General features: G+C 54.4%; 20 protein-coding genes. 11 read left to right on the forward strand and 9 right to left on the reverse strand.

Annotated features, from left to right (window positions below):
- Positions 1–3: 3 nt before the first annotated feature.
- The 9 genes from rlmH to lipA all read left to right on the forward strand — a co-directional run bounded on the left by rlmH (position 4) and on the right by lipA (position 9,514).
- On the forward strand, positions 4–471 hold the full coding sequence (gene rlmH, locus INF86_RS18975) for a 23S rRNA (pseudouridine(1915)-N(3))-methyltransferase RlmH (RefSeq protein WP_058677431.1): 468 nt from the start codon (positions 4–6) through the stop codon (positions 469–471).
- 28 nt (positions 472–499) lie between these two features.
- Positions 500–2,401: a peptidoglycan DD-transpeptidase MrdA gene (gene mrdA / locus INF86_RS18980; protein WP_015571138.1), complete on the forward strand. Its 1,902-nt coding sequence runs from the start codon at positions 500–502 to the stop codon at positions 2,399–2,401.
- A gap of 2 nt (positions 2,402–2,403) precedes the next feature.
- Positions 2,404–3,516, forward strand: a complete 1,113-nt coding sequence (gene mrdB / locus INF86_RS18985) for a peptidoglycan glycosyltransferase MrdB (protein WP_022647428.1) — start codon at positions 2,404–2,406, stop codon at positions 3,514–3,516.
- A 16-nt stretch (positions 3,517–3,532) separates the two neighbouring features.
- Entirely contained in the window at positions 3,533–4,639 is a 1,107-nt protein-coding gene (gene rlpA / locus INF86_RS18990; protein WP_023305687.1) for an endolytic peptidoglycan transglycosylase RlpA, read from the forward strand.
- Between the two features lie 139 nt (positions 4,640–4,778).
- Positions 4,779–5,990 carry a D-alanyl-D-alanine carboxypeptidase DacA gene (gene dacA / locus INF86_RS18995; protein WP_003858714.1) on the forward strand — a complete coding sequence of 404 codons (1,212 nt, stop codon included), beginning with the start codon at positions 4,779–4,781 and terminating at the stop codon, positions 5,988–5,990.
- Positions 5,991–6,097: 107 nt separating this feature from the next.
- A complete protein-coding gene (gene ybeD / locus INF86_RS19000; protein ID WP_003858718.1) occupies positions 6,098–6,361 on the forward strand; it encodes a DUF493 family protein YbeD in 264 nt (87 codons plus the stop codon).
- A gap of 94 nt (positions 6,362–6,455) precedes the next feature.
- Positions 6,456–7,097: a lipoyl(octanoyl) transferase LipB gene (gene lipB, locus INF86_RS19005; protein ID WP_045308970.1), complete on the forward strand. Its 642-nt coding sequence runs from the start codon at positions 6,456–6,458 to the stop codon at positions 7,095–7,097.
- A gap of 291 nt (positions 7,098–7,388) precedes the next feature.
- Positions 7,389–8,342 (forward strand): YbeF family transcriptional regulator, encoded by a 954-nt coding sequence (locus tag INF86_RS19010; protein WP_022647425.1) that lies wholly within the window; start codon positions 7,389–7,391, stop codon positions 8,340–8,342.
- 206 nt (positions 8,343–8,548) lie between these two features.
- On the forward strand, positions 8,549–9,514 hold the full coding sequence (gene lipA, locus INF86_RS19015) for a lipoyl synthase (protein WP_006809637.1): 966 nt from the start codon (positions 8,549–8,551) through the stop codon (positions 9,512–9,514).
- Between the two features lie 80 nt (positions 9,515–9,594).
- Here the strand turns inward: lipA and tatE are convergent, their stop codons facing one another.
- Together tatE and INF86_RS19025 are read right to left on the reverse strand one after the other, a co-directional pair.
- Complete coding sequence (gene tatE, locus INF86_RS19020) at positions 9,595–9,798, reverse strand: twin-arginine translocase subunit TatE (RefSeq protein ID WP_022647424.1); 204 nt, start codon at positions 9,796–9,798, stop codon at positions 9,595–9,597.
- A 128-nt stretch (positions 9,799–9,926) separates the two neighbouring features.
- Complete coding sequence (locus INF86_RS19025; protein WP_023299586.1) at positions 9,927–10,715, reverse strand: deaminated glutathione amidase; 789 nt, start codon at positions 10,713–10,715, stop codon at positions 9,927–9,929.
- Positions 10,716–10,782: 67 nt separating this feature from the next.
- On the opposite strand from INF86_RS19025, the gene crcB reads away from it, so the two are divergent.
- Positions 10,783–11,166, forward strand: coding sequence for a fluoride efflux transporter CrcB (crcB, locus tag INF86_RS19030; protein WP_017382474.1), 384 nt, complete (start codon positions 10,783–10,785; stop codon positions 11,164–11,166).
- Positions 11,167–11,385: 219 nt separating this feature from the next.
- On the opposite strand, the gene cspE is transcribed toward crcB, so the two are convergent.
- The 7 genes from cspE to INF86_RS19065 form a co-directional block, all read right to left on the reverse strand.
- Positions 11,386–11,595: a transcription antiterminator/RNA stability regulator CspE gene (gene cspE, locus INF86_RS19035; protein WP_002439184.1), complete on the reverse strand. Its 210-nt coding sequence runs from the start codon at positions 11,593–11,595 to the stop codon at positions 11,386–11,388.
- Positions 11,596–11,785: 190 nt separating this feature from the next.
- Complete coding sequence (gene pagP / locus INF86_RS19040) at positions 11,786–12,361, reverse strand: lipid IV(A) palmitoyltransferase PagP (protein WP_193543808.1); 576 nt, start codon at positions 12,359–12,361, stop codon at positions 11,786–11,788.
- A gap of 161 nt (positions 12,362–12,522) precedes the next feature.
- The gene (locus tag INF86_RS19045; RefSeq protein ID WP_193543809.1) at positions 12,523–15,639 is read right to left on the reverse strand and encodes an efflux RND transporter permease subunit; all 3,117 of its coding nucleotides are present in this window, start codon (positions 15,637–15,639) and stop codon (positions 12,523–12,525) included.
- On the reverse strand, positions 15,636–16,835 hold the full coding sequence (locus tag INF86_RS19050) for an efflux RND transporter periplasmic adaptor subunit (RefSeq protein WP_193543810.1): 1,200 nt from the start codon (positions 16,833–16,835) through the stop codon (positions 15,636–15,638). The genes INF86_RS19045 and INF86_RS19050 overlap by 4 nt, the downstream gene beginning before the upstream one ends.
- Positions 16,832–18,088, reverse strand: a complete 1,257-nt coding sequence (locus INF86_RS19055; RefSeq protein ID WP_193543811.1) for a TolC family protein — start codon at positions 18,086–18,088, stop codon at positions 16,832–16,834. The genes INF86_RS19050 and INF86_RS19055 overlap by 4 nt, the downstream gene beginning before the upstream one ends.
- Positions 18,089–18,099: 11 nt before the next feature.
- Positions 18,100–18,393 (reverse strand): copper-binding protein, encoded by a 294-nt coding sequence (locus INF86_RS19060; protein ID WP_193543812.1) that lies wholly within the window; start codon positions 18,391–18,393, stop codon positions 18,100–18,102.
- Positions 18,394–18,446: 53 nt separating this feature from the next.
- On the reverse strand, positions 18,447–18,848 hold the full coding sequence (locus tag INF86_RS19065; protein ID WP_193543813.1) for a hypothetical protein: 402 nt from the start codon (positions 18,846–18,848) through the stop codon (positions 18,447–18,449).
- A 342-nt stretch (positions 18,849–19,190) separates the two neighbouring features.
- Here INF86_RS19065 and dcuC point away from each other — a divergent pair, with 342 nt between their 5' ends.
- Positions 19,191–20,558 carry an anaerobic C4-dicarboxylate transporter DcuC gene (gene dcuC, locus INF86_RS19070; RefSeq protein ID WP_017382481.1) on the forward strand — a complete coding sequence of 456 codons (1,368 nt, stop codon included), beginning with the start codon at positions 19,191–19,193 and terminating at the stop codon, positions 20,556–20,558.
- Positions 20,559–20,640 lie beyond the last annotated feature (82 nt).

A 20,640-nucleotide genomic window follows, 5' to 3' on the forward strand; every position in this document is an offset into this window, starting at 1 on the left:
TGCGTGAAGTTGCAACTGGTCGCCGTCGGCACCAAAATGCCGGACTGGGTACAAACCGGTTTTACTGAGTATCTGCGTCGTTTCCCAAAAGATATGCCGTTCGAACTGGTGGAGATCCCAGCAGGAAAGCGCGGCAAGAACGCAGATATCAAACGTATTCTCGATAAAGAGGGAGAGCTGATGCTGGCTGCCGCAGGCAAAAACCGCATCGTGACCCTCGATATCCCGGGAAAACCCTGGGATACGCCGCAGCTGGCGCACGAACTGGAGCGCTGGAAGCAGGATGGTCGTGATGTCAGTCTGTTGATTGGCGGACCAGAGGGGTTATCTCCCACCTGCAAAGCGGCAGCAGAACAAAGTTGGTCACTCTCGGCGCTGACGTTGCCCCACCCGCTTGTGCGGGTTCTCGTGGCAGAAAGTTTGTATCGCGCATGGAGCATCACTACCAACCACCCTTATCACCGCGAGTAATGACAGACCAGGGTAATTTAAGCAGCGGATGAAACTACAGAATTCTTTTCGCGACTATACGGCTGAGTCCGCGCTGTTTGTGCGCCGGGCGCTGGTCGCCTTTACGGGGATTTTGCTGCTTACCGGCGTGCTGATCGCCAACCTCTATAATCTGCAAATTGTCCGCTATACCGATTACCAGACCCGCTCAAACGAAAACCGTATCAAGCTGGTACCCATTGCGCCCAGCCGCGGCATTATCTACGATCGTAACGGCACCCCGCTGGCGCTAAACCGCACCATCTACCAGATAGAGATGATGCCGGAGAAAGTGGATAACGTGCAGGATACGCTGAACGCGCTGAGAAGCGTTGTCGACCTGACTGATGACGACATCGCTGCGTTCAAAAAAGAGCGCGCACGTTCTCACCGCTTCACCTCTATTCCGGTAAAAACCAACCTGACGGAAGTGCAGGTCGCCCGTTTTGCCGTTAACCAGTACCGTTTCCCCGGTGTGGAAGTCAAAGGCTATAAACGTCGCTACTATCCTTACGGCTCCGCGCTGACGCACGTCATAGGCTACGTCTCCAAAATTAACGATAAAGACGTCGAACGCCTTGATAAAGACGGCAAGCTGGCTAACTACGCCGCAACCCATGATATTGGCAAGCTTGGGATTGAACGTTATTACGAAGATGTCCTGCACGGTCAGACCGGGTATGAAGAGGTTGAAGTTAACAACCGTGGCCGCGTGATCCGTCAGCTCAAAGAGGTTCCCCCACAGGCGGGACATGACGTTTATCTGACGCTCGACCTGAAGCTACAGCAGTATATCGAAACGCTGCTGGCGGGTAGCCGGGCCGCCGTGATCGTGACCGACCCACGTACCGGCGGTATTCTGGCGATGGTTTCTATGCCAAGCTACGATCCGAACCTCTTCGTGGATGGCATCTCCAGCAAGGATTACTCCGGCCTGCTCAACGATCCAAACACCCCGCTGGTGAACCGCGCCACGCAGGGGGTTTATCCTCCAGCCTCAACGGTAAAACCGTATGTCGCCGTTTCTGCGCTGAGCGCGGGCGTCATTACTCGTAATACCAGTCTGTTTGACCCTGGCTGGTGGCAGTTGCCTGGCTCTGAAAAACGCTACCGTGACTGGAAAAAATGGGGTCACGGCCATCTGAACGTGACCAAATCACTGGAGGAGTCGGCGGATACCTTCTTCTATCAGGTCGCCTACGACATGGGTATTGATCGTCTGTCTGAATGGATGAGCAAATTCGGCTACGGACATTACACCGGTATAGATTTGGCGGAAGAACGTTCCGGCAACATGCCAACCCGCGAATGGAAGCTGAAGCGCTTTAAAAAACCCTGGTATCAGGGTGATACCATTCCGGTGGGCATCGGCCAGGGCTACTGGACGGCAACGCCGCTGCAAATGAACAAGGCGATGATGATCCTCATCAACGATGGCGTTGTGAAAGTACCGCACCTGCTGCAAAGCACCGTAGAAGACGGCAAAAAAGTGCCATGGATACAGCCGCACGAGCCGCCGGTGGGTGACATTCATTCCGGGTACTGGGAAATCGCCAAAGACGGGATGTATGGCGTAGCCAACCGCCCTAACGGGACGGCGCACAAATATTTCGCTGGCGCACCGTATAAGGTTGCCGCGAAATCAGGTACGGCTCAGGTCTTCGGTCTGAAAGCGAATGAAACCTATAACGCACATAAAATTGCCGAACGTCTGCGTGACCACAAGCTCATGACGGCGTTTGCCCCTTATGATAACCCGCAGGTTGCGGTGGCGATGATTCTTGAGAACGGCGGCGCAGGCCCGGCGGTGGGTACCATCATGCGTCAAATCCTCGACCACATCATGCTGGGTGATAACAACACCGAACTGCCAGCTGAAAACCCGGCAGCCGCTGCGGCGGAGGACCAATAATCATGACGGATAATCCGAATAAAAAATCGCTGTGGGACAAGATCCACATCGACCCTGCCATGCTGCTGATCCTGCTGGCTCTGCTGGTGTACAGCGCCCTCGTTATCTGGAGCGCCAGCGGCCAGGATATCGGCATGATGGAGCGTAAAGTTGGCCAGATCGCCATGGGTCTGGTCATTATGGTGGTGATGGCGCAAATACCACCGCGCGTGTATGAGGGCTGGGCGCCCTATCTCTATATTTTCTGTATCATTTTGCTGGTGGCAGTAGATGCGTTCGGTGCTATCTCGAAGGGGGCGCAACGCTGGCTGGATCTGGGGATTGTCCGCTTCCAGCCGTCAGAAATCGCCAAAATCGCCGTTCCGCTGATGGTGGCGCGCTTCATTAACCGCGACGTCTGCCCGCCGTCGTTGAAGAATACCGCCATTGCGCTGGTGCTGATTTTCCTGCCGACGCTGCTCGTGGCCGCACAGCCTGACCTCGGTACCTCGATTCTCATCGCCCTCTCCGGCCTGTTCGTCCTGTTCCTGTCCGGCCTGAGCTGGCGTCTGATCGGCATCGCGGTGGTCCTGCTGGCTGCCTTTATTCCTATTCTCTGGTTCTTCCTGATGCATGATTACCAGCGCCAGCGCGTGATGATGCTGCTCGATCCCGAGACCGATCCGCTGGGCGCAGGCTATCATATTATTCAGTCGAAGATTGCGATTGGCTCCGGCGGCCTGCGCGGAAAAGGCTGGCTGCACGGGACTCAGTCGCAGCTCGAATTTTTACCGGAACGCCACACCGACTTTATCTTTGCCGTTCTGGCTGAGGAGTTAGGGCTGGTTGGCATTCTGGTGCTGCTTGCACTCTACGTGCTGTTGATCATGCGTGGGCTCTACATTGCCGCACGCGCGCAGACCACCTTTGGCCGGGTTATGGCGGGTGGATTAATGTTGATTTTGTTCGTTTATGTCTTCGTAAATATTGGTATGGTGAGTGGTATTCTGCCGGTTGTTGGCGTACCGCTGCCGCTGGTGAGTTACGGGGGCTCGGCACTGATCGTGTTGATGGCCGGGTTTGGTATCGTCATGTCGATCCATACCCACAGGAAAATGTTGTCCAAAAGCGTATAAAAATAAGGGGATCGCAATGCGTAAGCAGTGGCTGGGGATCTGCATCGCAGCAAGTTTACTTGCCGCCTGTACAAGTGATGATGGTCAGCAACAGGCAACCGTCGCGCCGCCGCAGCCTGCGGTCTGTAATGGCCCGATTGTTGAAATTAGCGGTGCCGATCCCGTTTATGAACCGCTGAACGCCAGCGTGAATCAGGATTATCAGCGCGACGGTAAAAGCTATAAAATCGTTCAGGATCCTTCCCGTTTCAGCCAGGCCGGCTTTGCTGCCATCTATGACGCTGAGCCAGGCAGCAATCTGACCGCGTCAGGTGAAACCTTCGATCCGATGCAGATCACGGCGGCACACCCGACACTGCCTATTCCAAGCTATGCGCGCATCACTAACCTGGCGAATGGCCGGATGATCGTGGTACGTATCAACGATCGTGGCCCTTACGGCAACGATCGCGTGATCTCCCTGTCACGCGCGGCAGCCGACCGTCTGAATACCTCAAATAATACAAAAGTGCGTATCGACCCGATTATCGTGGCGCAGGATGGTTCGCTGTCTGGCCCGGGCACGGCCTGTACCACGGTCGCGAAACAGACCTACGCCCTGCCCGCACGCCCGGATCTAAGCGGTGGTATGGGGGGCGCTTCAATGCCAGCAGAGCCCGCGCAGCCGCAGGGTGAAGTGCACGCCATCAGCAACGATACGCTACAAAGTGAAGATGCGACAGGCGCCCCGGTGAAAAGCAGTGGTTTCCTTGGTGCACCCACCACGTTAGCGCCGGGCGTGATTGAATCAAATGAACCTGCCCCAGCGCCTGCGCCCGTTGTTGCTGCACCCGCTACACAACCCGCCCCGGTGACCGCACCGGCTGCTACGCAGACTGCGGCGCCTGCGACGGCGAGCGGCAGCTACGTGGTTCAGGTTGGCGCCGTCAGCGATCGGGCCCGTGCAGAGCAGTATCAGCAGCGTTTAAGCCAGCAGTTTGGCGTGCCAGGTCGCGTTGAGCAAAACGGTGCGGTATGGCGTATCCAGATGGGTCCGTTTGCCAGCAAATCGCAGGCAGCGTCCCTGCAACAGCGTTTGCAGAGCGAGGCGCAGCTCCAGTCGTTTATCGCTGTTGCGAAGTAATTAATCGGTGGTATCCGAAATGTCAGTTTGTGTAAACCACGTTAACACTCTCATGATGAAAGTCGGATGCCTGCCCGTATAGCATTTGCTATAGTAAGGCACTTTTTTTAATTCCATCACGGATGTCGTAGTTCTGACCATGAAGACCACTTTTTCTGCTCGTTTTGTGCAGCGCATGGCGCTGACCACGGCCCTTTGCGCTGCTGCGTTCTCCGCAGCTCACGCGGATGACCTGAACATCAAGACCATGATCCCTGGCGTTCCGCAGATCGACGCGGAATCCTACATCCTGATTGATTACAACTCCGGCAAAGTTCTGGCAGAACAGAACGCCGATGCCCGCCGCGACCCGGCCAGCCTGACCAAAATGATGACCAGCTATGTTATCGGCCAGGCCATGAAAGCGGGTAAATTTAAAGAAACCGATCTGGTGACTATCGGTAACGATGCGTGGGCAACCGGCAACCCGGTGTTCAAAGGTTCATCGCTGATGTTCCTGAAGCCAGGCATGCAGGTTCCGGTCTCTCAGCTTATCCGTGGCATCAACTTGCAGTCCGGTAACGACGCCTGCGTGGCAATGGCCGATTTTGCAGCGGGCAGCCAGGACGCGTTTGTGGGCCTGATGAACAGCTACGTCTCTGCGCTGGGCCTGAAAAACAGCCACTTCCAGACCGTTCACGGCCTGGACGCCGAAGGTCAGTACAGCTCCGCGCGTGACATGGCGCTGATCGGTCAGGCGCTGATCCGCGATGTGCCAAACGAGTACTCTATCTACAAAGAGAAAGAGTTCACCTTCAACGGCATTCGTCAGACCAACCGTAACGGCCTGCTGTGGGACAATAGCCTGAACGTCGACGGCATCAAAACTGGTCACACCGACAAAGCTGGCTATAACCTGGTGGCTTCTGCCACTGAAGGCCAGATGCGTCTGATCTCTGCCGTGATGGGGGGCCGCACGTTTAAAGGACGCGAAACGGAAAGTAAAAAACTGCTGACCTGGGGCTTCCGCTTCTTCGAAACCGTGAATCCGCTGAAAGCCGGTAAAGAATTTGCCTCTGAACCTGTCTGGTTTGGCGATAACGACCGTGCTTCCCTGGGTGTGGACAAAGATCTCTATCTGACGATCCCACGCGGTCGTATGAAAGATCTGAAAGCCAGCTACGTGCTGAATACCACCGAGCTGCACGCCCCGCTGCAAAAGAATCAGGTCGTGGGTACCATCAACTTCCAGCTGGATGGCAAAACCATCGATCAGCGCCCGCTGGTGGTGCTGGAGGAAATTCCTGAAGGCAATTTCTTCGGCAAAATCATTGATTACATTAAGCTGATGTTCCATCACTGGTTTGGTTAAAAATTGAACACTTGAAAGTGTGATTTTGATCCCCATATACTACGTATCAGTAAAACTCCCGCCCCGTGGCGGGAGTTATTATTTTTTATACACACGCCGGAGCTGACATGAAAACCAAACTTAACGAACTGCTTGAATTCCCTACCCCTTTTACTTACAAAGTAATGGGTCTGGCGAAACCTGAGCTGGTTGATCAGGTGGTTGAAGTGGTACAGCGCCATGCGCCGGGCGACTACTCTCCATCAGTCAAACCGAGCAGCAAAGGTAACTACCACTCGGTCTCAATCACCATCACTGCGACACACATTGAGCAGGTTGAGACGCTGTACGAAGAGCTCGGCAATATTGAAATTGTTCGTATGGTGCTGTAGTCCTTCTGCGGTTACCCGGTTTGCCGGGTAACCCACTTCCCCGCTGTGATATACTCCCCGTTACCTATTCTCCCTTGTCTTCGGAGACATCCTTTTGTACCAGGATAAAATTCTTGTCCGCCATCTTGGGCTACAGCCTTACGAGCCTGTCTCTCAGGCTATGCATGACTTTACCGACAGGCGCGATGACACCACGCCTGATGAAATCTGGCTGGTTGAACACCTGCCGGTGTTCACTCAAGGCCAGGCAGGAAAAGCCGAACATTTATTGATGACGGGCGATATCCCGGTGATCCAGAGCGATCGCGGTGGACAGGTGACCTACCACGGCCCGGGCCAGCAGGTGATGTATGTTCTGCTTAACCTGAAACGCAGAAAGCTGGGCGTGCGTGAGCTCGTGACCTTACTGGAGCAAACCGTGGTAAATACGCTGGCTGAGTACGATATTGACGCTCACCCTCGCGCCGATGCCCCGGGCGTTTATGTGGGAGAGATGAAGATCTGTTCGCTGGGGCTGCGTATCCGCAAAGGCTGCTCGTTCCACGGGCTGGCGCTGAATATCAATATGGATTTGGCCCCCTTCCAGCGCATCAACCCATGTGGGTATGCCGGTATGGAAATGACGCAAATGCGCCAGTGGGTCGATACCGCCACGCCTGACAATATCCGGCCCGTGCTTCTGAAGAACTTTTTAGCACTGCTTAACAATCCCTCCTACGAATATATTGCTGCTTAACTTACCTCGGGCAGTGGCTCAGTTATTTGACCAGCCACTGCTTAATTACCGCATTTACGCTTTACAATAAACCGCATATTCTATATTTTCGAGTCGCCCATATATTAGCGTCACATATTAATTAGAACCTTAATAGAACCATCGCCGGGTTTCGTGTAACGTGCGTGACAATCACCCAACTGCTTGTTTTCGATAAATAATGGAAACTTACTAAACACTTTACGAATCTCTGCAAGCATAATAAATAAATTCAACTATCATTCATATTGTGAATGGATACGGAGTAAGAGCGTGGAGCCTACTAATTTACCAGCCAAACGCCTGAATGAAACCAGCGGCGAAGATAAGCCGCAAATTTTTCGGACTTTACGTAATATTGATCTCAATTTATTGACTATTTTTGAGGCGGTATATGTCCATAAAGGTATCGTTAATGCTGCGAAAATTCTTAATCTCACGCCCTCTGCTATTAGCCAGTCAATTCAAAAATTGCGCGCGATATTTCCCGATCCGTTATTTATTCGTAAAGGCCAGGGCGTAACCCCAACCGCGTACGCCACCCATCTGCACGAGTACATCAGCCAGGGTCTGGAATCAATACTGGGCGCGCTGGATCTCACCGGCAGTTATGATAAGCAACGAACTATCACCATAGGCACCTCTCCCTCAGTGGGCGTTCTGGTCATGCCAGCCATCTATCAGGCGGTGAAACAGCATGCGCCACAGTTGCTTATCCGCAACGTGCCCGTCACCGATCCGGAAACACAGCTGGCGCAATTCCAGACGGACCTGATCATCGACGGCAATAGCTTTACGGCCAGAGCGTTAGGGCATAACGTACTTTATACCGACACTCTGGCGCTCGTTTGTCGTCAGGCTCACCCTGCGTTGAGCGCACCTTTGACGCCAGAAAATTTGCGCCATTACGAACATGCGACATTTATGTCCGAAGGACAGGGTCAGGATCCGCTGCGACAACGTATTGACGAACTGTTCCCGGACCGTCCGATCAGCTTTAGCAGTTACAATATGTTTACCCTCGCGGCCCTGATTGGCAGCAGCGACTTGCTCTGTATCATGCCTGTGCGTCTCTTCACTTTGCTTCAAAAGTGCTGGCCACTGGAGAGCATTCCATTAAGTCAACTTACGACGGAATCTATTGAAATCTCACTGCATTACAACAAGCTAAGCCTGCGCGATCCGGTGCTGGAAAACGTCATCAATGTGATCCGCCAGACTTTTTGATCCGCCTTTCAGCGTAAGGCCCTGCCGCATGCGGGGCAAAAGGCACAAAACAACAACTATTTTACAAATTGGCGACCTGGCAGGCTGCTTTACCGCCCCTTTAAATGTTATACTGCCTGTCGTTCGTTCAAAAATAGTTGATAATTACAACATTCCCTTGAATTGAAACGCTTTCCTTCGATATTCGCAACTGGAACACGCACGCTATGAGTAAACCCATTGTGATGGAACGCGGTGTTAAATACCGCGATGCCGATAAAATGGCCCTTATCCCGGTTAAAAACGTGGCTACAGAGCGCGAGGCGCTGTTAAGAAAACCGGAATGGATGAAAATTAAACTTCCGGCTGACTCTTCGCGTATTCAGGGGATCAAAGCGGCGATGCGCAAAAATGGCCTCCACTCTGTCTGTGAAGAGGCCTCCTGCCCTAACCTTGCTGAATGTTTCAATCACGGTACCGCGACGTTTATGATTCTGGGTGCCATCTGCACCCGCCGCTGTCCGTTCTGTGACGTTGCCCATGGCCGTCCTGTTGCGCCTGACGCTAACGAACCGCAAAAACTGGCGCAGACCATTGCCGATATGGCGCTGCGTTATGTTGTTATCACCTCCGTTGACCGTGACGATCTGCGCGATGGCGGTGCTCAGCATTTCGCTGACTGCATTACCGCCATCCGCGAAAAAAGCCCGAACATTAAGATTGAGACGCTGGTGCCGGACTTCCGTGGCCGTATGGACCGCGCGCTCGATATCCTGACCGCGACGCCACCAGACGTGTTCAACCACAACCTGGAGAACGTACCGCGTATCTACCGTCAGGTGCGTCCAGGTGCAGATTACAACTGGTCGCTGAAGCTGCTGGAGCGCTTTAAAGAAGCCCATCCGCATATTCCTACCAAGTCTGGCCTGATGGTGGGACTGGGTGAAACCAACGCTGAGATCATTGAAGTGATGCGCGATCTGCGTCGCCACGGCGTCACCATGCTGACGCTGGGCCAGTACCTACAGCCAAGCCGTCACCACCTGCCTGTACAGCGTTACGTGAGTCCGGATGAGTTCGATGAAATGAAAGCCGAAGCGATGGCGATGGGCTTTACCCACGCTGCGTGCGGTCCGTTTGTTCGCTCCTCTTATCACGCCGATATGCAGGCGAAGGGCGAAGAAGTGAAATAAAGCTGTAAAACTTATTTACAGTAAAACAAAAAACCGGCCTCGTGAGCCGGTTTTTTTATGCAAGCCTTGCAGCATTGCCATTACTCTTTGTGTGAAAGCTTCTGTGCTGCGATGTCATCTTCGGCACTTTTCTTCGCTGCCGCGTCGTCATCGTTCATTGCTTTCTTAAAGCCTTTAATGGCAGCACCCAGGTCTCCACCCAGCGTGCGTAACTTCTTGGTACCGAACAGCAGGACGACCAGTGCGGCAACCACCAGCAGTTTGGTAATACTAATCTCACCCATAAATACCTTCTTTACATGAAACAGGCTGCATTCAGCGCCAAAGAAACCTGAACGTATTAACGGTCATCAGGCGCGCGCACACAATAGCAATCTGTAACAAGGTGAATCAAGCATTGTTGAAAAAAACATCATATTAATTGCGGTGGCGCAAACCTGCGGTTGCGCAGAACAGGTAATTGCTGACGCGCAAGCGTTATTCGTGCTGACGTTATCTCTGTCAGCAGTAAAGCAGGCGCTTCCGCCGCCGCGGCTACGGTCACTCCCAGCGGATCGACAACCCTGCTCTGCCCGATATTTTTATTGCCACATTCACCCGCAGCCACTACATAGCAGGTGGTGTCCAGCGCGCGTGCGGCCAGTAGCGTTACCCAGTGATGCTCCTTAAGCGGTCCTCTGACCCACGCGGCGGGCAGAACCAGCACCTCGGCCCCCTGTAGTGCCAGGTTCAGCGCCAGCTCCGGAAAACGGATATCGTAGCAGGTCATCAGGCCAACCTTAAAACCCTCCACCTCAATCAGCGGCGGAATTACACTCCCCGGATCGACCAGTCGCGACTCCTGGACGCTGAACGCATCATACAGATGAAGTTTGGCGTAGCTTGCGACAATTGTGCCTTCACGTATCGCCACCAGCGTGTTCACCGCCCGCCCCGGCGTGGAGGGAACATGGATAGTCAAAATGGTGGTGAGCGCGTTACCGACGCTTTCGGCCAGCAGTCGTTTCAGAAACGCCCCTTCCAGCATTTGCGCAGACTTTACCGACAGGTCCGGATCGCCATCATCGCGCGCCAGTAACGCTTCAGGAAGCACCAGCAGCGCCGCCCCTTTTTGCTTCGCCTGGTTCATCAGGGAGATGCACTTGTCCGCGTTTTCATTCCAGTCCGGCGTCACCGCAAACTGCCCTACTGCTACATACATAATTGTCTCCCGGTTAAAAACAGCGTTACACTCGACGCACTTACACAGCAAATAGCAGGTATTGACAGTGTTACAACTACTTATAGCCGTTTTTATTGGTGGGGGCACGGGTAGCGTTGCGCGCTGGCTCTTAAGCATGCGGTTTAACCCGCTGCATCAGGCCATTCCGATGGGGACACTGGCGGCAAACCTGATCGGGGCATTTATCATCGGGATGGGGCTGGCGTGGTTTAATCGCATGACCAACATCGACCCTATGTGGAAGGTATTGATTACGACCGGTTTCTGCGGCGGTTTAACGACGTTTTCTACCTTCTCTGCGGAGGTGGTGTTTCTGTTTCAGGAAGGCCGGATGGGCTGGGCGCTGACGAACATTGCCGTTAACATGCTTGGCTCGTTTGCGATGACTGCGATCGCATTCTGGTTATTTTCCTCCGCCAGCGGACATTAAGCGCGACAACCTTAATGTTGGCTTAATTTTTGTCTGTCATTCTTGGCTCAATATTGAACGAGGGTGATAGCATGAGAGAGAATCTGTCAGGCGTGGGTATGGTATTGCTAAGCGTCGCGATCGTCGCCAGCTTTCTGAAGATCTATCTTTTTGGTTGATTCATAACGAAAAAAACCCGCTCATTGAGCGGGTTTTGAAATTCTTGCTGACGCGTCTGAATTACAGAGCGATTACGTTAGCAGCAGAAGGGCCTTTGGCACCGTTAGTGATTTCGAACTCTACGCGCTGACCTTCAGCCAGAGTTTTGAAACCATTAGACTGGATTGCAGAGAAGTGTACGAACACGTCTTTGCTGCCATCTTCAGGAGTAATGAAACCGAATCCTTTGGACTCATTAAACCACTTAACGTTACCTTTAATCTTAGACATCAAAATTACCTTTACATTAAAAAACGACACAAATGCTGTGTCGGGTATCAGTACAACAATTGTGAGGCGTTTTGTCCAGCGGATCTTTGATAAAAAGTGACAAAAGTCGCGTTAATTTTCGCTGTCCGATTTTTATCCTTTACATTTCAATGTCTGTGCGTTTTTTGGCCGATTTACCAGACAAATTCAGTTAAAACTGAAACCGCATCCAGGCAAAGTAAACGTTACCGTTGTTATACGTACCCGGTATGTAGGTCATCTGAAACGTTGCAGGACCATAGCCGATGGAGGCAAGCGGCAACAGTACCGGAACAGGAATGTATTTCCAGTTATCACGCGCCGTGAACCCTGCCGTATAGCCCAGCCCAAGACGGAAGTTGTCGTCTGATAACGGACGCCAGGTTTTTTCCCAGCCGTAGCCACCAATAGGCTCCCATTTATTGTAGGAGTCCTTAAACGCCATCAGGTACAGGCCATGCCAGTTACCTTTTTCATCCCAGCGAGACTGACCGACACCAGCCCCCCACGGACGCTCGTTATAACGGTCTGTTTTTTCTTTATCGTAGGCAAAACGTGCATGCCACGTAATGGCCGGAATATAGAGATCGTAATGTTCAGGTTCGTTCCATGTTTGCGCGACGTTATCCGTGAAGGTGGTGAACCAGCTTTTATCCGCTGTATTGCTCTGTGCATTAACAGCAGACGCAAATGATAACTGCGCAATAATAAACAATAAAATCAGGGGGAATTTAATTCGTACAATCACAATGCCATTACCATATTTAGTATTCGGTGCAGACCTTAGCACAGATTACTTGAATGAACGCTTAACAGCATGGGTGTTATTCCTAATTACCATCCCGTTCCTGAGAATAGTCTGACGATACATAAACTGCATGCCTGAATAAGCACATGCAGTTGACATTTTTAACGTTGATGTAACAATTTGTAGAGTGCGGGAATAACTAACATCGACAATAACGGTGCAGTAACCATGCCACCAATCATCGGTGCAGCAATACGTTGCATCACCTCCGAGCCACTCCCATTGCCCCACATGATGGGCAGCAGTCCCGCCATAATAGTGGCGACCGTCATCACCTTCGGACGCACGCGCAGCACGGCACCTTCGTGGATCGCCCGCAATAGCACCGTATTTCCCCCTTCTGGCTCAAGCCTGTGATATTTATCAAGCGCATGATTCAAATATAGAACCATAATTACGCCGAATTCTGCTGCCACCCCGGAAAGGGCGATAAAGCCAACGGCCCCCGCCACAGACAAATTATATTCAAGCAGCCATAATAACCACACCCCACCAATAAGCGCGAAAGGCAATGTCCCCATTATTATCAGGACATTTGATATCCGCCTGAAGGTTAACCATAAAAGGATGAATATAATCATCAGCGTGACAGGTAAGACTATTTTAAGCGTCGCGGTCGCCCGTTCCAGATATTCAAACTGCCCGGACCAGGAGAGAGATACGCCCTGCGGCAATAGCACCTTCTCCTCCACCCGTTTTTGCATTTCATCTACGGCGGACTTCAGATCGCGCCCGCGTAAGTCCACGTAGATCCAGCTGGAAAAGCGCGCGTTTTCACTTTTTAGCATCGGTGGGCCTTCCGTCACGACGATATCGGCCAGTTCCCCCAGCGCCACTTGGCTACCGCTGGCGGTTACTACCGGCAACACCCGCAACGTGTCGACGTTATCACGCAAATCGCGGGGATAACGCAGGTTGATGGGGTACCGCTCGCGTCCCTGGATCACCTCACCAATGTTATCGCCCCCGACCAGCGTGGAGACCAGGCTTTGCAGTTCATCGACGGAAACGCCGTAGCGCGCGGCTTTTTGCCGGTCGATACGAATATCCACGTAGCGCCCGCCTTCCAGTCGCTCCGCCAGCGCCGAGGAGACGCCAGGAACGTCCTTCACCACCTGCTCAATCTGCCGGGCCACGCGCTCAATGTCGGCAATATTATTGCCGTTCACCTTAATGCCGACCGGGCTTTTGATCCCGGTTGCCAGCATGTCCAGACGGTTACGGACAGGGGGCACCCACACATTGGCAATGCCCGGCAGCGACACGGTTTTATCGAGCTCCTCCACCAGCTTTTGCGGCGTCATTCCAGGCCGCCACTGCTCGCGGGGCTTAAAGTGGATAGTTGTTTCCAGCATGGTTAATGGCGCGGGATCGGTTGCCGACTCCGCCCGACCAGCTTTGCCAAACACGCTCGCCACCTCCGGTACGCTTTTGATCAAGCGGTCCGTCTGCTGAAGCAGCCGCGATGCCTCGCGAGCAGAGATCCCCGGCAGCGTGGAGGGCATATAGAGTAAATCCCCTTCATCCAGCGGCGGCATAAACTCACTCCCCAGGCGGCTCAGCGGCCAGAGCGTGGCGATCAGCAGCAGACATGCCAGTGCCAGGGTCGTTTTCGGGAAGGTCAGTACCTTATCAAGCAACGGCTCATACAGGCGGATCAGGAGGCGGTTTATTGGGTTTGCCTTCTCATCCGGGATTTTCCCGCGAATAAAGAAGCCCATTAGCACCGGTACAAGGGTGATCCCAAGCCCGGCGGCCACGGCCATCGACCAGGTTTTGGTGAACGCCAGCGGCGAGAACATTCGCCCCTCCTGCGCTTCCAGCGAAAATACCGGTATAAATGACAGCGTGATGATTAACAGGCTGCAAAACAGCGCCGGTCCCACTTCAACCGCCGCCTTTTCCGCCAGACGCCAGTACTCTCCCGACGCAGGCTCCTTGCCCGGATTATCATGCCGCCACTGCTCCAGCACCTTGTGCATGTTTTCAATCATGACAATTGCCGCATCCACCATCGCTCCGATGGCAATGGCGATCCCGCCGAGCGACATCATATTCGCGTTAATGCCCTGATAGTGCATCACCACAAAAGCCCCGAGGATCCCCAGCGGCAGAGAAACCATCGCCACCAGCGCGGAACGCAGGTGGAACAGGAACAGCGCGCACACCAGTACCACCACGGCAAACTCTTCGAGCAGCTTGTGCGTCAGCGTTTTGACCGACTCCTCAATCAGCGTGGAGCGATCGTAGACCGGAACAATCTCGACGCCCTGCGGCAGCGTTTTTTGCAGCTCGCTCAGTTTCGCTTTTACCGCGCGAAGGGTTTCCAGCGCGTTCTGCCCGTAGCGCATCACGATTACGCCGCCAGCAACCTCCCCTTCACCGTTAAGCTCCGCCACGCCCCGGCGGATCTCCGGGCCAATGCCAATGGTGGCGACATCTTTCAGCAGGACAGGTACGCCATCGCGGGTGGCGATCACCACATTGCGAAAATCCTCCAGCGAGCGCAAATAGCCCGTTGTCCGCACCATATACTCCGCTTCGCCCATCTCCAGCAGGGCGCCGCCGCTCTCTTTATTGGCGGCCTGCACCGCGCCGGATAGCTGGCTGTGGGTAATATTCAGCGCGCGCATTTTCGCCGGGTCCGCCACGATCTGATACTGACGCACCATTCCGCCAATGCTTGCCACTTCAGATACATTCGGTACCGTCTTAAGCTCGAACTTAAGCGTCCAGTCCTGAAGGGCCCGCAGATCTGCCAGGCTGTGTTTTCCACTACGGTCGATCAGCGCATATTCGTAGATCCAGCCCACGCCCGTCGCATCCGGCCCCAGCGACACCTTCACGCCCGGCGGAAACTGCGCCTGTACCTGGCTTAAATATTCCAGCACCCGGGATCGCGCCCAGTAAAGATCGGTGCCATCCTCAAACAGCACATACACATAAGCGTCACCAAACATTGAAAAACCGCGCACGGTTTTGGCACCCGGCACAGACAACATGGAGGTTGTCAGCGGCCAGGTCACCTGATCTTCAATCACCTGCGGCGCTTTCCCGGGGTAACTCGCTTTGATAATGACCTGCACATCAGACAGATCGGGCAACGCGTCCAGCGGCGCGCGCTGCACCGCCCACCAGCCCCAGCTGGCCATCATCAACGCGGCCAGGATCACCAGCAGGCGGTTACGCAACGAGGCGCGAATCACAGCGGCAATCATGGCGTCACCTCCGGCATCACGCTACGCAGGCTGGCTTCGGAATCAATCAGGAATTGCCCGGACGTCACCACCTTATCGCCCTCTTTGACCCCGGACAGGATCGCCGTCCAGCCCTGCGCCGTCAGGCCGGTTTTCACCGTCACAGGCTGGAAATAACCGTCCCCGGTAGCCAGCAGCAGACGCGCAGACTCTCCGCTGTTAATCACCGCTTCTTCCGGCACCGCCAGCACCGGCGGGCCTTTCAGCTCTTGCGCACGCCTGACGGAGAGGTACATGCCCGGCTTCAGCTTATGTGCGGAATTTTCCAGCACGATACGGGCTTTCAGGGTTCGCGTTGCCGCCTCCATCTGCGGCAGCAATTCGCTGACCGTGCCGTGGAACTGCTCCCCCGGCCAGCTTTCTGAGGTTGCTACCACCTTGCTGCCCACCGTCAGAGACTGCGCCTGCGTTTGCGGGTAGTCGACCACCAGCCAGACCGGATCGAGGCTGGCGATCTCAAACAGCGGCGCCGTTGCGGTGATTTGCGCCCCTTCCCGCACGTCCAGCTTCACCACATAGCCCGCCCGGTCGGTGCGCAGAATGAGCGTGGTCTGCGGCTTACCGCTACGCTCCAGCAAACGAATGACCTCTTCTGGCATAAACTGCAACGCCAGCCGCTCGCGAGCGGCGCGGGTCAATGCGGCATCGCCAAGCTGACGAACCGCGAGATACTCCTGCTGGGCGGCGGTCCACTGCGGGATCCACAGTTGCGCCAGCGCCTCTCCGGCTTTTACCTGCTGCTGCGGCGCATTAACAAACAATTTTGACACCACGCCATTGGCCGGGGCTGACAACACCGAGACGTTACGTTCATCCGTTGCAACCGTGGCAAAGGCCGAGAACGGCGAAACCAGCTGGCGCCTCTCAACGTTGGCGGTTTTCATCCCCAGGTTTTGCTGCTGTTGAGTGCTGATGGCCACGCCTGACGCCGCCTGCGCTTCATCGGCGTAGCGTGGGACCAGATCCATATCCATAAAAGGGGATTTACCCGGCTTATCGAAGCGCTGACCGGGCACCATGGGGTCGTACCAGTAAAGCACCTTGCGTTCTGATGGTTGTGAAGCCGCATCCGGCTGATGCGTCTGCTTCTGTCCGACAAAATAGCCGCCAAAGGCAGCTATCGCGATGGCAATCGCCATTAACGTTGTTTTTTTCATTGCGCCAGCTCCTGCGGGATCAGCCAGTTCACGGCAGCCCAGGTTCGCGCCATTTCGCGCTCCGCCTGGTTCACCGCCAGTTCCGTATCCAGTACGCCACGACGCGCCTCCAGCAGGGCCGGAAGCGCCGACTGTCCAGAACGATATTGCGCCGTCAGCACCGCCAGCCGTTGTCGCTGCAACGGTAGTACCTCGTCCCGCTGACGCTGCCACACCGTTTGCGCAGCCTGATACTGCGCCACCAGCGTTTGCACCTGGGCAATGTGTTCGCGTTTGAGCAGCGTCAGTTGATCCACCGCCTGCATTGAGCGGGAAACATCGGCGGCGTAATCCTTGTCCTGACGTTTTGACTGGAACAGAGGCAGATCCACGCTGAACATCACGCCAGCCATATCGTCATAGCCTTCGGCGCGGTGGGCGTAATAGACCTCCACATCCACATCGGGTAGCGCTGCCACGGCAGATTGCGCTGAACGCGCTTTCGCGGTCTCTGCTTCACGTCGCGCGGCCTCCACTTCCGGGTGTCTGGCAATCCCCTCCTGCAACGTTTTTTCATCGGCAGGAAGGCGCTGATAGCGCGGCAGCGGACCGCGAACCGCCGTAATAGCGTGCCCTGTTAGCTCCAGCAGACGGCTTTGCGCCAGCTGCACATCCCGCTGCGCCAGCGTCTCTTTGTCGCGCATGGCGCTGAGGATCATTTGCAGGGCCAGTACGCTGTCCGGCGTTGCGCCTCCCGCCCCGACGCTCGCCTTCTGCACGCCCCGCTGGCGTTCCGTTTCACGGACCAGCGTTCTGGCCGTTTTCAGCGCCTGCTGTGCCAGCGCCAGATCCAGCCAGGCCTGGGCGGTATCACGCTGAAGCGCGGCACGTACGGCCTCGGATTTTGCCAGCACGCTTCGCGCCTGCGCCTGAAAAGTCTGTGCTTTACGTTCCCGCTTCTCTGAGCTGACGTAGCTTTGCATGATGCCAACCTTCTGCATGGTCATCCCTTCGCGCGTAAGCCGCCGATCGTTGCTGCCCTGTACCGGCACGTTTTCAATACCGAATTTCAGTTTTGGATCAGGTAATTGCGTGGCGGAATCCGCCATCGCATCCAGCGCCTGCGCTTCGTTACGGCTGGCGGAGAGTTCTGCCGAGTAGCGCTGGGCTTCGGTCATGGTGTGTTCGAGCGTCCACGGCTCCGCCTGCGCGGCGGAGGTTAACAGGCCGAACAACACCCCACCGAGCCACAGGCTCAGTGTGTGTTGTTTCATGGTGACCTCGCTTAGCGCGCTGACGTCAGCGAGATAATCTGGAAACCGTCACCCGCACGCTCAAGCGTGAAGGTCACCTCATCCCCCGGTTTGGCGCCATTCAGCGTGGCGCCGGCAGATAAAGTAAACGGCATGGTCATCGCTGGCCATTTTAGTTCCGGTATGGCCTCGTGACGGAGCATGACGGCATTGTCAGAGATCGACTGAACCACGCCGCGGCCCTGCCAGGTCTGGTTTGCCTGAACGGTATAAGAAGCGAAAGAGATGGACGCGCCAACCAGCGCGGAAAGGAATAGGGTACGCATGATAAAACTCCTGTTAAACGTTAAGTAAATAAAATCAACGAATTAACAGGTTTTTACTCCCGAAACCGGCAATAGCGGATCGTTGCCGTCGGCCCCACAGCAGGAGGGGTAACAGACCTCGCAGAATGGCTTGCAGATGAGCACTCTGGCGTCGTTAAGGTCAGGGTCATGGCGGCAGGCAGCGCCACCAGATGCGGCTGGGCAGGATCTTTTTGTACCTGATCCGGCACACAATGTTTTTCACACAGCGGTGAAGCACCGGCAGCATAATGCAGCCCCGGTTCCGCCATCATATCCATATGCTGGATGGTGGCCACCTCACCGCGCAAATCCATTGAACATTGATGGGAGGCGACGGCCACCTGACTCTGGATTAACAGCCAGCCAAACGCCAGCAAAAACATCAGCAGATGTTTTTTGATAAAGCGCATGCGATACGTCCAGCTGGCGTGCATATTCAGATCGTCGGATAGGGTAAAAGTGAACCGAGTATAAGCAGGCAAAAGAATGAAAGAGAAGTAGTTTTAAAGAGATTTACGTTTTTAAATCGATTGTCGGCAAGTAATACTCAAAACCTTAACACTTCACCATCAATTTAATGACATATAATATCTATTCATCAGGTCAATAACGTCTTAATATAAATGACGCAGGGTTAGCAAAAATATCGTCATCATTGCCTTTAGTAGTCTCTTTCTTGATTTTAATCAGCAAGGACTGGCCATTTATTCGGCACATTTCAGGCTTCTTTTTTATTGATTATTTGTCTCTCGGGCAGCAAGGATACAGGGGAAATCATGCTTACTTTTCTCGAACTCCTCATTGGAGTCGTGGTCATTGTCGGTGTAGCACGCTACATCATTAAAGGTTACTCAGCCACCGGCGTGCTATTTGTCGGCGGCCTGACGCTGCTGATCATTAGCGCGCTAATGGGTCATCAGGTTTTACCCGCCAGCGAAGCCAGCACCGGATATACCGCTACCGATATTGTGGAATATATAAAAATTCTGCTGATGAGCCGCGGCGGCGACCTGGGCATGATGATCATGATGCTCTGCGGATTTGCTGCCTATATGACCCATATCGGTGCGAATGATATGGTGGTGAAGCTGGCTTCTAAGCCGCTGCAATATATTAACTCCCCCTATCTGCTGATGGTCGCGGCTTATTTCCTGGCCTGTCTGATGTCATTAGCCGTTTCCTCAGCAACAGGCCTTGGCGTGCTGTTAATGGCGACGTTATTCCCGGTAATGGTTAACGTCGGGATCAGCCGTGGCGCAGCGGCGGCTATTTGCGCCTCTCCGGCGGCGATTATTCTCTCCCCTACTTCCGGTGACGTGGTGCTGGCCGCGAAAGCCGCGGAAATGTCGCTGATTGACTTCGCCTTCAAAACTACACTGCCAATCTCCATCACCGCTATTCTCGGCATGGGCGTGGCGCATTTCTTCTGGCAACGCTACCTCGATAAGAAAGAGAACGTCAGCCATGAGATGATGGACGTCAGTGAAATCACCACTACCGCCCCGGCGTTTTATTCCATCCTGCCCTTCACGCCGATTATTGGCGTGCTTATTTTTGACGGCAAATGGGGCCCTCAGCTGCACATCATCACTATCCTGGTGATCTGTATGCTGCTGGCGGCCATCCTGGAATTTGTTCGTGGCTTTAATACCCAGAAGGTGTTCACGGGTCTTGAAGTCGCCTTCCGCGGCATGGCGGATGCCTTCGCGGGCGTGGTGATGCTGCTGGTTGCCGCAGGGGTGTTTGCTCAGGGGCTGAGCACAATCGGCTTTATCCAGAGCCTGATCTCTATCGCCACCTCTTTCGGCTCGGCCAGCATTATCCTGATGCTGGTGCTGGTGGTACTGACCATGCTGGCGGCGATGACTACCGGCTCCGGTAACGCGCCGTTCTATGCGTTTGTTGAGATGATCCCTAAGCTGGCACACTCCTCCGGCATCAACCCGGCTTACCTGTCCATTCCGATGCTCCAGGCCTCCAACCTGGGTCGTACCATTTCTCCGGTATCGGGCGTGGTGGTTGCGGTGGCGGGGATGGCAAAAATCTCTCCGTTTGAAGTGGTAAAACGCACGTCAGTGCCGGTGCTGGTTGGCCTGATTATCGTTATTATCGCCACCGAAGTGCTGGTTCCCGGCGCTGCCTAAGCGAAATTCCTGCTTTCCAAAAAGCGCCTGCGGGCGCTTTTTGTGCTTTAATAACCCCCAGAAATTAATCGCGCCCAACCAA

The sequence above is a fragment of the Enterobacter cloacae complex sp. I1M genome, from assembly GCF_014982425.1.
GTDB classification, from domain to species: domain Bacteria; phylum Pseudomonadota; class Gammaproteobacteria; order Enterobacterales; family Enterobacteriaceae; genus Enterobacter; species Enterobacter intestinihominis.